This is a genomic window from Novosphingobium sp., assembly GCF_965214355.1.
Lineage (GTDB): Bacteria > Pseudomonadota > Alphaproteobacteria > Sphingomonadales > Sphingomonadaceae > Novosphingobium.
Genome location: NZ_CBDCBI010000002.1, coordinates 1,186,365 through 1,198,660 on the forward strand (window position 1 = coordinate 1,186,365; position 12,296 = coordinate 1,198,660).

Here is a 12,296-nt window from a genome sequence, read left to right on the forward strand (position 1 = left end):
TGCGATCCTCACGCGTAAACCTGGCACAGATAAGTGGTGTCCGCATTCGTGAACAGTTCCGCTACCTTGTCGTACCATTCCAGTGTGCGCGGATTGGCCAGGTCGTTCAGCATCTGCGCCACCGAAGGCTGCGGCGGCAGCGCGCGGAACACTTGCCCGACCCGGCCGACAAAGCGTTCCATATCGCCGATCGCGATGGTGTTGACAGACCAGTCGAGCATGCGGATGAAGGCGAACTTGAGCGCGGCATAAGCGAACTGGCGCTCGATCTGGAGGATCTTCAGCTCGCGCCCGGCCGCCTCGCTCGCGCGTGCGCCGGCATCTTTCGCCTTTGCCTCGATCGCTTCGTGCACGGTGTCGAAATGGTAGGCGAAAATGGCATAGATACCCGCGACATTGCCGATGATATCCGCCTTCAGCCTCGGCGTCATGGTGACCCGGCCGGCGCGTTCGGTGGTGTTGTACAAATGCGTCACGACATTGGCGCCAACCACGCGGTCGAGGTTCAGCGTCATGCGCGCGACCAGGTACAGATCCTCGAACTTGCGCCCGATCGGAAACAGATAGGCGTTGATCGTGGCCAGTTTGAAGTACTTGTTGCCGATCTGGGGCTCCAGCATCAGCGGCAGGAACCGCCGATGGCCGGTGAATTCGCGGATCGTTTCGCCCTGAAACAGCTTATCCGCTGTCTCATGGTCGTAAAACGGTGCAAAAGTATAGCGGTCGTCGATCAGCGCCGAGCAGGTGAACAGGTATTCCGGCTCTTGCGCGGTCAGGATATCCTGCACGATCGCGCCCCAGCCCGCAGGTTTCAGGTCATCGGCATCCAGAAAGCTGACATATTCCGACGTGCACAGCCGGATGCCGCGATTGCGCGAATGCGACAGGCCGCAATTGGCGCTGTTGCGCAACACCACGATGTCCTGGTGCAGCGGTTTCATCTCGTCGACCACAGCGGTGACTTGCGCCGCAGCATCGGCGCGCGACGCATCGTCGACCACCACGATCCGGCGCAAGAGACCGGCCCCTTGCGCGCCATAGATGATCGACAGCAATGCCTCTCGCAGGAATTCGGAATCGTTGCAGGTCGTGACAACGATATCCATCGATTTTGGCATGCTTTTAAGCCCCGAGATTCTGCACTTGCGCATGGCTGCCGTACAGGACCTCGTCCAGGCTTTTCAAGCGCGATAGACACACTTTCCTTTGCTTAGGACATCTGCGCATGATCGCATCGCTGCTTTGCCATCGCCGTCGCTGGCATCCGAAAGGCCGAAATTGATCGTCACGACTGTTGCCAAACCGCGCTTCACGCCACCCATGGTTCTGGTCGGACTGATTGGCCTGTCCCTGTTCATCAATTACATCGATCGCGGAAATCTGGCGACCGGCGCAAAGCAGATCAGTGCAGATCTCAACCTGTCCGCAACACGCTATGGCTCGCTGCTGGCGGCGTTCTATTTCAGTTATACTCTGCTGCAATTGCCGGTGGGGGCACTCGTCGATCGCTGGGGGGCAAAGCGCGTGCTTGCGCTGGGTGCCACGCTGTGGTCGCTGTCGACCTTGCTGACCGGATTTGCCACCAGTTTTCCACAATTGATCGTGTTGCGGTTCTGTCTCGGGCTGGGCGAATGCGTCGGCTTTACCACCGCGTCAAAGCTTATTGCTGCGCATGTCCCGCGCAAAAAAGTCGGGCTGGCCAACGGTATCATCGGCTTTGGCTATATGGTCGGGCCGGCGGTGGGCACATTGCTCGGCGGCGTGCTGATGGCGCAATGGGGCTGGCGGCCGGTGTTCATCGGTTTCGGCCTGGCGTCGCTGCTGTGGCTGCTGCCGTGGAGCCGGATCCAGTTGCGACCCGAACATCACCGCGATCAAACACCGATCGAGGCTGTCCCGTTGCGCCGCATTCTGGCGCAGCGATCGCTGTGGGGCGCATCGCTCGGGCACTTCGCGGGGAACTGGAACTGGTATTTCATCCTTGGCTACCTGCCGCTGTACCTGGAAAAGGCGCGCGGCTTCGACAAAGTCCAGATGGCCGAAGTCGCGTCGGCGGCGTATCTGGTCAATGCGCTGGCGGCGCTGCTGGGCGGTTGGGCGATGGGCCGCGCGATGGAAAAAGGCTGGTCGGCGACGCTGGTGTGCAAATTGCCACTGGCTTCGGCGCAGGTCGTCGGCCTGGTCACGATGCTGGCTATGCCGGTTCTGCCGATCAGGGGCTGCCTGGCGTGCCTGTTTGCCTACGAAATATTCCTGGGCCTGTCATCGCCGCCGTATTTCATGATTCCGCAGCTGATGGCCGGTCCGCGCGGCGTGGCCCGCTGGGTGGGTATCCAGAACATGATCGGCAATTTTCCGGGGATTATCGGCATGGTGTTTGCCGGCGTGCTGATCGACGCCAGTTCGGGCTCGTATGTCACCGCGTTCCTGGTGGCCGGCCTGATCGATGTGCTGGGTCTGGTCGGCTGGGTGCTCATCCTGGGCAAGGTCGAGCCGGTCGATTGGGGCAATACGGGCCCGCGCGCTGCATCTTCTTGAGCCCCTCTCCTCACGGGGAGTGCTTTTTCAGGCGTCCAGAACCTTGCGCAGCGAGGCTTCGATCTCGCCCCCGCAATAGGCCTCGCCGTAGTCCTGCCGCGCTTTTGCGGCGAGGTCTGCCAGCGGGGGCAAAGCCGCAATGCGTGCCGTCAGCGCAGCGGTCATCGGCGCCGCCTGCTTCAGCAAGTCGCCAATCGCGCCAAACCGGTCGGCCATCGTCGCCCACAACGTCGCGGTTACCACGTCGGCAATTCCCGGCGCATCCCCACCAAGCAAAAACTCCGTATCCGCCTGCAACCCATGACGGCGCCCGGTTTCATCCCAGAACGACATCCACTTGCGCAACCGCGGCTGAAACTCGTCCCAGGTCTGCGCCGACCACATTTCGCGCCCGCCATGCTGGGTGATATCGTCGATGACATCGTTGGCGTCGTTGACGATCTTGATCGTGAGCGCGCGCAACGCCGGCGTGCCCGGCATCAGGCGCAGCGCCTCGCCAAGATACAGCACGATCGCCGGCATCTGGGCGATCGCGAAGTCCGCACTTTTATCGATCAGCACTGGCGGGCCCATGAACGGCACCGGCATACCCTTGACCGGGCCACCCATCAGCGCGGCAATGGTCTCGGCCCCGCCCTCGGTCCAGGTCTTGCCGGCGAACGCCAGCACCGCGCGCACGAATTGCCCGCGAAACGGCACCGGCCAGTAATACAGTTCGTAATCGGACATCGCGGTGCTCCTGTGATCCTTCGTGAAACCGGCGAACAGCGCCATTGTTGCAATTACTTCGGCGTACGCCGCGTCTTTCGCCCGACACGCAAAAGCGCAACGATCCCCGCCGCGCCCACGACCAGCACGCCCAGCGCAATGGCCGCCACGCCCGCAACCGATTTGACGATATCCATCAGCAGGAATTCGAAGAACCGGGCAATGGCGACGGTCAAATGAAACAAGGCGTGGGGCGCTCCTTCAGGGCAAAATCCCGATCGGTTCCGCTCAGTGATCCCTGCGGTAGCGCAGACTGGCGTTCGACCCACCAAAACTGCCGGTCGAGCTTAGCACGCTCAGCGCCTTGGACAGCGCGATTTCGAGCTGCGTCGCCGTAAAGCCGCGCCCGTCTGTGACGACCTCGACGTAGACATTGCGCGCGATGTATTTGCCCGCAGCCAGACTGGTGCCCTGGCCGGTCGCCGGATTGGCGCCCAGGATACGCAACCGGTCGAAGCCTGCGACCGAGCGGATCTTGCCCAGCGGATTGAACCCGCCGCCCGATCCGCGCAGCGAATTGAGCGCGGCGGCCAGTTGCACCGCCTCGGTCGGCGATAGCGACGTGACCGATGTGCCGAACAGCAGCCGCGACAGCACTTCGTCCTGCGGCAGCGCGGGGGTCGATGTAAAGGCGATCTGGGGCTGCTGCGCGCGGCCGGTGATCGCGATCATGGCCGTCACCGAACTGACCGTGGTGTTGGCGGTGATCGCCAGCACCGGATTGGTCAGCGAACCACCATCGAACGTCACTTTGCTGGTGTTGTCCAGGTCGAGGTTTTTCCCCGAGAAACTGAACGTTCCGCGCACGACATCGAGTTCGCCCACGACAGCCGGCGCACCCGCCGTGCCCGTAATCCGCATGTCAGTCGACCATTCTGCCTCCAGCCCCATGCCCGACACGAAAATCCGTCCCGGCGCATGGATGCGCAAGTTCAGTTTCCAGCGCGATGGGGCAGGGCCCGCATCGGCGGCTGCGGCGGTCTGCAACGGTACGCCCTTGCGGTGCACGCCGGTCAATTCGGGCACTTCGGCTGCGCCCTGGCGGATAATTTGGTACCGCGCTTCACCCAGCTGAATATCGCCCTGGATTGCGCCGCCCGCGGCCTTGCTGTTGGTCACTGCGATCTGCCCGGTCACGGTCGCGCCCAGTGCATCGCTCTTGGCCAAGCGCGCGTTGGCGAGCTTGACATTCAGGTTGATCGGATAGCCGGCGGTGGCGTCGATGCTTGCCGACCCCGATGCCGATACCGTGCCATCGCCCGCTTTGCCGGTAAACTGGTTGAGCACCAAGGCCGACTGCGTGAACCGGCCATCGATGACGATGTTCGAAATGACCGTGCCATACGTATCGTTTTCATAACGCAGGTGGTCCGCGCGCACGACACCGGTCAGCGTCGGCTGCTCGACCCGGCCGCCGAAATCGGCGGCCAGTGCGACCGGTCCGGACACTTCCTGCCCGGCAATCCCGCTCAGAGTCCACAACAGTTCTGCTGGCCCGGCATAGCGGATGCCGCCCGCCAGCGATCCATGCATCAGCCGCTCGGTCCATGCCGCCCCGCCGCCAGGCGCAATGCGCGCCTGCGCCCGGCCCACGATCGCGGTGCCACGCCGGATCAGCGCCGAGACGTTCGCGCCATCGGCCCCGGTTTTGGCCAGCACCGCCAGATTGAGCGGATCGGATACGGTCAGCGCGCCGGTGCGCGTAAACCCGGCGATATCGAGCCGCGTCTGCGACACCGGAATGGCATTGCTGCCATCCATCGCGAAGTCGACAGTTCCGGTCGCCTTGCCGCCGACGGTCAGCCCGGGGGCGACCGCCTGGATGATCGAAAGGTCGAGATTGACGATCGACGCATGCACTTGCGAGTGCGCGCCATAGCTGCCCGACAGCACGACCTGCCCATTGGGCAGCATGATCGTCGTATTGCCCAGCCGCCAGTCATTGCCCGATTTTATAATCGTCGCGGGGCCTGCGAGACTGAACGCGATGTTGCTGGCGCTGCCGCGCGCGTTGACGACGATCCGGCTGGGATCGATCGCGGCTTGCGCGGCCAGGTTGAACGGCACGCTGGCATGGCCCGCCGCGACGACGGCCACGGTGCCGCGTCCCTGCTGATAGCGTACGCGTGCCTGCACGTTGCTGATGATCGTCGGCCCCTGACGCACATCGGTCAGGTGCGCATCGGCGGTGATCGATGGCGCGCCGGGATACAGCAACACGCTTGCCTTGATGATCCCGGCGCCGATCGTTGTTGCTGTCGGCCCCGGCACATGCGCCGCGCTGGCGGTCACGGACACATCCGCGCGCTGGATCTTGTCCGCAGCGGCCAGTTGCACCCGGCCGTTAAAACCCGATCCGTTCAGCGTAAGTGCACCGGCAAACGGCCCGGTCGGCGTCTGCACCAGCGCGCCGGCAAATTTGATACCTGCAAATTGCGCGCTCTTGATGTTCAGCCGCAACGGGCCCTTGGCGGTCATGATCACGACATCGCCGGCAAACGGCCCGTACGGCGATCCGCCCGTGGCGACCACTTCATACCCGCCTGCGCCATTGCCCGACAGCCGCGCATCGACATTGGACAGCTGCACGCCCACGTTTGGCCGATCCGCATGCAGATGCACCACCGGCTTTGCCACGGTGCCGTTCGCATCGAGCGAAAACGGTCCGTACTGCTTGCTGGTGCCATTGGCGCGAAACAGAATGCGCCCGTCGGACATGTAGCGGCCTTCACCGCCCGCGACATGCAGTGCAGGGGCGTTGACCTGCAGATTGGACAGGCTGGCCACGCTGTCGGCGGAATAGCCGACATTGGCGGTCAACAGCGCATTGCCGCCAAGGAACTGGCGCACGGATGCGTTGTCGATCCGCGTGGTCTGCGCATGGACCCAGCCAACGATGCCAAAGCCACCGTTCTTCGCGGGCACCAGATGCGCATCGGTTTCCAGATTGACCCGGCCCAGACCATCGATCTGGTAATCGTTGACCCGGCCCTTGAGCGCGCCGGTGTAAGTCCCGCGCGTCAGGTCGGCGATCGCGATCACGGTCGCATTGATGCGGTCGGACTTCAGCGCCAGGTTGTCGGTCAGCAGCTTGCCATTGGCATAAGCGACTGTGCCGTTGGCCGACAAATGCGTCAGCAACCCGCCCGCCGCGGCATTCAATCCGGAAACACGCTGCGCGGTCGCGGCAATCGGCACAAGAATATGCATCGCATCGACCGTGGCATGACCACTCGCCCGCAAGCCCTCGATCGCCATCGCGTTGAAACCGAGCGCTCCTGCGCTGAGCTTGTAATCGATCGTCGGCGTGGCAATCGCACCATCGATCACGGCATCGAGCCGCACGTCGCGCCCGTTGACGCCCGGCGCAATCGATCCCGGTGTCAGCAATTGCACGCCAAGGCGGAAATTGCCGAGGCTGTTGTTGGCAAGGTTCACCAGCCCTTGCGCATCGACCGCCAGCGCCGACGAATGCGCGGCAAAAACCACGTCGGCATTGCGCTGACCCAGCACGACACTGCCGGTTACGTCGACTTCGGGCGCGGTCAGGCGTGTGACCGGTCCCGCCGCCAGAATGGCATTGGGCACGGCGCGGCCCCTGAACTGAAAATGCCCGCTCTGACCGGTCAGGCTGAGGTCGACCAAAGGCGTGGTTCCGGCTTGTGCACGCAACGCACCGTGCCAGTTGGCCCAGTCGCCATGGCCGTCGAGGCTGAGCGCGAGCGACTTGCCCAGATGCGCGTAACTATCGACCAGCCCGCCGGCGGGCGCGGCCAGTTTCAAATCGACCAGCAGCCGGTTTTCCTTGGGCACCGCGTCCAGCTTCAGCCGGAAATTGTCGCCCCCCGCCAACCCGGGCGCATCGACTGCGCGTACGCCGACATCGATCTGCGCACGCCCCTGCGCCAACGCGGCCTTGCCATTGATGCTCAGTAGATGGCGCTTGCCATCGACCGCGGGCTCGATCGTGAAGCGATCGACGCGCAACTGGCCAAGGGCCAGATCGATATCGGGCAGCAGCGGTTCATCTGGCTTTGGCGGCGGCGTGGGTTTCAGCGCGGGCGAGCGCAGCAGCGTCGCTTCCCCGGCAACAGCGGAACGCACGTCGATCAGCTTGTGCGCATAGGCAAACGGCCGCCAGTCAATCTCGAGCTTGGGCACGGTCAGAAATGCGCCCTTCTGGTCGTTTACCGCCAGGTCGAAAATGGTCATGTCGCCGAAGATCGATCCTTCGATCCGGCCGGGATGAATGCTGATTCCCGATTCGGTGGTGTAATCCCCGATCCGGTTCGCCAGAAAACGATGGCCGGGCTGCGTGTTCAGCGCGAACACAATCGCCAGGAGCAGGACCATGAGCACGCCGAGCGCGCCTGCGATCCACAACGCGATGCGCGCCGGCAGCGGCTTGCGCCTGGTAACGGTTGCAGGGGTTTCAGGCGTGGCGGTGGTGTCGTCGGCCATCAGAATGCCTGCCCGATGCCGATATACAGCGCGATCACCGATTCACCCGGCTTGCGGGCGATCGGTGTGGCCACATCGACGCGCAACGGCCCGAAATTGGTATAAAACCGCCCGCCGATCCCCGCGCCATAGCGCATTCCCGACAGACCGGGCGTCGAACTTTCGCCCACGCGCCCGCCATCGATAAACGGCACGATCCCGTAGTTGCCGAAGCGATAGCGCGCCTCGATCGCGAATTCTGTCTGGTCGCGTCCGCCGATCGGGTTGTTGTTCGCGTCCTTTGGCCCCAGCTGTTGGTAGCCATAGCCGCGCACCGATCCGCCGCCGCCCGAATACAACCGCCGCGACGGTGCCAGATCATCGACCGACGTGCCGAAGATCGACCCCACTTGCCCGCGCGCGGCCAGCACCAGGGATGGCGATATCGGATAATAGCCGGTGGCCAGCAGCAAAGTGCGGGCATACGGGCTGACCTTGCCACCTTTCAGCGAGGTTTCCGGGCTCAGCTTGGCCGTGATGCGAAAGCCTTTGGTCGGATTGAGCAGGCTGTCCGACCGGTCATAACCCAGCAGCAGCGGGATCGCGCCGACCAGGTACGTGATGCGCGGCTGCGCCCCGCCCAGGGTCAGCGCCGCGCCTGCCTCGTTGGTGCCGACGATTTCGGCGCCAAGCGACCAGGTCCAGCGCTTCTGCCAGATCGGCGTGCTGGTGCGCGACAGCGACACCGACAGATCGGCCGTATCCGCCTTGTATGCAGCATACCGGTTGTTATCGATCGCCAGCACGGTCTGGAACGTGCGATCGCGCTGGCCGGCGTCCGATCGGCGGAACGTCACACTGCCGCCCTGTTCCTGCGTACCGGCAACCGCGGTCAGGATCAGCGCGCCTTCGGGCGAAAACAGATTGCGCCAGGTGTAGCTGCCGGTTGCGGTCGCGCCCTGGCCGGTGGAATAGCCTGCGGTCGCGGCCAGGCTGTGCCACGGGCCCTTGGTCTGGCGCACCAGCAGATCGACCGCTTCGGTGCCATCGGGGTTGATCACGCCGGTCTTGACCGGCTCGACCGACACGGTCGAAAACAGACTGGTCGCGACCAGGGCCTGGCGGATATCCTCGACCAGGCGGCTGTCGTAAACGTCGCCCGGCTTGTAGCGGGGAAACACGTTCAGATGCGAAACGGTGAACACCGGGTCGCCGGTCGTCTGGATATTGCGGAACCGCGACTTCGCGCCGGCATCGATCGGCAGCACATAGTCGGCGTTGTGCACAGTGTCATCGAGCGCAATATCGCGATCGCCCAGCTTGGCAAACGGATAGCCGAACTGCGGCAATTGCAGCGAGACATTGGCCTCCGATCCCTCGATCAGCGCGGCATCGACCGGCTGCCCGGCCTTGAGCCCCAGCGAATCACGTGCGATTTTCGTGGGCTCGGGCGGCGCGCCGGTCACGGTGATGGTGTTCAGCACATAGCGCGGGCCCGGTGTCGCGCTCAGTGTGACGCGCACAACGCCCGGCTGCCCCGGCACCAGGTCGATCGTGGAACTGGCGATGCCGTCGTAATAGCCCGCCGCTTTCATGATGCGCTGCGCCAGTTGCACGTCCTCATCGGCGCGCGCCTTCACCTGTGCGGCGTTGGCAGCCTTGTTGCCATCCTTGATCAGCGCGGACAGCGCGCGGAACTGGCGCCCAAGATCGCCCTCGATCGCATCGGTCTTGAACCCGGCCAGGCCCGTGACCGTTGTTTCGTAACGGATCCGCAGCGTCGCATCGCCGGTGCCGGCCTGTTCGGCAGTCGGCGCAGGCGGCGTGGTGTCGGCGCTGCCGATCGGCTCTAGCGGCTGGATGAGTTCGGGGTCCGGGGCCGGAGCACGGGGGGCCACTGGCACGGGTGGCGCGGCAGGCTGGGGCGCGGCGCTATCAAGCGGCGGCAGCGCGGCATCGAACGACGGATCATTGAGCGTAGGCGGACTGGCCGCCTGGCGCGCCAGCGCGCCGGCGGGCATTGCAATCACGATCGTCGACGAAACAGCGCCAAGACAACACAGAAGATGGGTGCTACCCGAAAACCGGGCGCTCGAACCTGACATGCGCTATTCAACCCCCACCGACCTGTGCCAATGCGTGAAACGCATAAGGTCGTGCCGGGTTCCGTTGCGGGGATCCACGCTCTAAAGCACGAGCGCATTGTTGCTCCGGTCGCGATCCGGCAGAACATGATCGGGGTCCAGCGTGACCGACGCGATGCGCCCGGCGGGCACCGCGATCACCGGTTTGACCCGCATCCACGTTTCCACCGGCAGCCTGATCCGCGTGGCATGGCCATCGGTGTATTTCACCTCCAGCACCACCGGCATCACCAGTTTGTCGCGGCTTTCGATCGTGACGCCCGCACCCTTGGCCGGTTCGCCATCGGTGTACGATACATTGGTCACTGCCAGATCGAGCTGCCAGTTGTTGAAGAACCAGCCGCGCCAGAACCAGTCGAGATCCTCGCCCGCCTCGCTCGAAATTTCCCGAAAGAAATCGCTGGGCGCGGGATGCTTGAACGCCCAGTCGGCGGTGTATTTGCGAAACGCCGGGTCGAACCGCTCGGGCCCCAGGATCACATCGCGCAGCAGGCGCAGGCCCAGCGCGGTCTTGAAATAGCTGACCGAGTGGCGATATTTTTCGCCCATGACATCGGGATAGCTCATGATCGGCGGCGCATCCTTGTCCGCCAGCAGCGGCAGAATTTCATCCACCGGATTGCCGCCGTGCTCGGCATATTCGCTGTCGCGCTTGGGGCCATAGACCCCGCCCTTGAACTCGTCGCTTTCGAATGTGTCGATGAACGTGTTGAACCCTTCGTCCATCCACGCATCGCGCCGCTCGTTCGATCCGACGATCATCGGATACCAGGTATGGCCGATCTCATGCGCGGTGATCCAGAACAGCTCCTTGCCCTTGTCCGCAATGCCGTCGAACGCCATGCCCGGATATTCCATGCCCGATGAACCACCGGCGATGCTCCACGCGGTCGGATAGGGATAGGCGTACCAATGCTGCGAAAACCGCTCGACCGCGTCCTTCATATCCTCGGTCGATCGGCCCCAGGCCGCGTCACCCAGGCTTTCGGTCGGATAGACACTTTGCGCCAGTGCAGTCTTGCCGCCTGGCAGGTTCATCCGCGCGGCATCCCACACGAAGGCGCGCGAGGCTGAAAACGCCGCATCGCGGGTGTTGGCAAAATGATAGCGCCAGGTTTTCTCGGGCCGCGCCGCCGGTGCCGCGCTGTCGCGCTTTACCTCGTCGGGCGTCCGGATCATGACGGTGGCATCGCTCGCGGCCGCCTGCGCCAGCCGCTGTCGTTGCAGCGGGGTCAGCACCTCTGCCGCATTGGTCAGAACACCGCCGCCCGCCACGATCATGTCGGCCGGCACTGTCACCGCGTAATCGATATCGCCATATTCGAGATAGAATTCGGAGCCCAGATAGGGAAGCGTGTCCCAGCCGCGCAGATCGTCATAGACCGCCATACGTGGAAACCATTGCGCGATATCGAAAATCGGCCCGTTTGCGGTATCGACCCACGACGTTCGTCCGCCCCATTCGCCCGGAATGGTATAATGGTAACGGACACGAAATTTCAGCTTCGTCCCGGCATCGCGCAGCGGCCGGTCCAGGCGGATGTTCATCCGCGTATCGGACACCACGAACGGGACCTTGACCCAGGCCTTGTCGCGCTCGACTTCGACCGCCTCGATCGCCGTGCCTTCGCCGAATTTTTCGCCGCCCTTGCGCCGGCCGCCAAGCGCCGCTGCGCGCGAATCCGGGCGATAGATATTCTGATCAAGCTGCAGCCACAGACTGGGCAACGTGTCGGGACTGTTGTTGGTGTAATCAACCGTTTCGGCCGCGGTCAGCGTCTTGGTGGCGGTGTCGATCCGCGCGTCGATCGTGTAATCGACGCGGTTCTGCCAATACGCCGGTCCCGGCGCGCCATTGGCGGACCGATAGGAATTGACGCTGCCGGGTAGCGGCAATGCAGCAAAAGCGACTTTCGGGTCAAAGTCCGATGCCTGCGCCGCGACCGGGCCAAGTCCCGCTGTCGCCGCGACAACGCAGACCGACCGCAACATGGCATTCGAGATCATGTATTTCATCCGGCATCCAAAATTGACATCATGGGCGTTCACCCGCTCCTGGCTATGTCGTCGCAACGCCTGCAGCAAGCGATGCAGATAGCGATGGTCCCGGGGCGTGCCTGTGCCAGACTAAGTAACGATCTGCATGCTGGCAAGCGGCCACGGCGAATGCAGCGGTCGGTCTGACGCGCAACGTCCCGCCGGCGTGACATGGTACCTGCCCGATGCCGTATCCAGGATTGACTGAAAGGCGCCGGCACTTCTAAAGTGAGTAAACACGAATAAAATCTGTTCCGGAGATCAAACGGCAATGCCAGTCGATCCCCAAATCGCCGCCTCATGGGTCGAGTTCCTGCCCGGCGCGCGCGCGGTGATGATATATGCCGGCGAATTTCTCAAAGCCGTGTT

Annotated in this window: 7 protein-coding genes; 1 reads left to right on the plus strand and 6 read right to left on the minus strand. The window is 63.6% G+C overall.

Annotation, left to right across the window (positions count from 1 at the left end; translation table 11 throughout):
- Positions 1-8: 8 nt before the first annotated feature.
- Positions 9-1,118 (minus strand): glycosyltransferase family 2 protein, encoded by a 1,110-nt coding sequence (locus ACOOE2_RS06150; protein ID WP_420382142.1) that lies wholly within the window; start codon positions 1,116-1,118, stop codon positions 9-11.
- A 160-nt stretch (positions 1,119-1,278) separates the two neighbouring features.
- Between ACOOE2_RS06150 and ACOOE2_RS06155 the strand changes: the two genes are divergently transcribed.
- Positions 1,279-2,538, plus strand: a complete 1,260-nt coding sequence (locus ACOOE2_RS06155) for an MFS transporter (protein WP_420382143.1) — start codon at positions 1,279-1,281, stop codon at positions 2,536-2,538.
- Between the two features lie 27 nt (positions 2,539-2,565).
- On the opposite strand, the gene ACOOE2_RS06160 is transcribed toward ACOOE2_RS06155, so the two are convergent.
- From ACOOE2_RS06160 to ACOOE2_RS06180, 5 genes are all read right to left on the minus strand, one after another.
- A complete protein-coding gene (locus ACOOE2_RS06160; RefSeq protein ID WP_420382144.1) occupies positions 2,566-3,267 on the minus strand; it encodes a glutathione S-transferase in 702 nt (233 codons plus the stop codon).
- Between the two features lie 53 nt (positions 3,268-3,320).
- Entirely contained in the window at positions 3,321-3,491 is a 171-nt protein-coding gene (locus ACOOE2_RS06165) for a hypothetical protein (protein ID WP_420382145.1), read from the minus strand.
- A gap of 43 nt (positions 3,492-3,534) precedes the next feature.
- Complete coding sequence (locus ACOOE2_RS06170) at positions 3,535-7,767, minus strand: translocation/assembly module TamB domain-containing protein (RefSeq protein WP_420382146.1); 4,233 nt, start codon at positions 7,765-7,767, stop codon at positions 3,535-3,537.
- Entirely contained in the window at positions 7,767-9,851 is a 2,085-nt protein-coding gene (locus ACOOE2_RS06175; protein WP_420382147.1) for an autotransporter assembly complex protein TamA, read from the minus strand. The genes ACOOE2_RS06170 and ACOOE2_RS06175 overlap by 1 nt, the downstream gene beginning before the upstream one ends.
- Positions 9,852-9,932: 81 nt before the next feature.
- Complete coding sequence (locus ACOOE2_RS06180) at positions 9,933-11,906, minus strand: M1 family metallopeptidase (protein ID WP_420382148.1); 1,974 nt, start codon at positions 11,904-11,906, stop codon at positions 9,933-9,935.
- Positions 11,907-12,296 lie beyond the last annotated feature (390 nt).

Bases quoted from the DNA above. Each gene is read 5' to 3' on its own strand.
- ACOOE2_RS06150 (WP_420382142.1), bottom strand. From the start codon at position 1,118: ATGCCAAAATCGATGGATATCGTTGTCACGACCTGCAACGATTCCGAA.
- ACOOE2_RS06160 (WP_420382144.1), bottom strand. From the start codon at position 3,267: ATGTCCGATTACGAACTGTATTACTGGCCGGTGCCGTTTCGCGGGCAA.
- ACOOE2_RS06170 (WP_420382146.1), bottom strand. From the start codon at position 7,767: ATGGCCGACGACACCACCGCCACGCCTGAAACCCCTGCAACCGTTACC.
- ACOOE2_RS06175 (WP_420382147.1), bottom strand. From the start codon at position 9,851: ATGTCAGGTTCGAGCGCCCGGTTTTCGGGTAGCACCCATCTTCTGTGT.
- ACOOE2_RS06180 (WP_420382148.1), bottom strand. From the start codon at position 11,906: ATGAAATACATGATCTCGAATGCCATGTTGCGGTCGGTCTGCGTTGTC.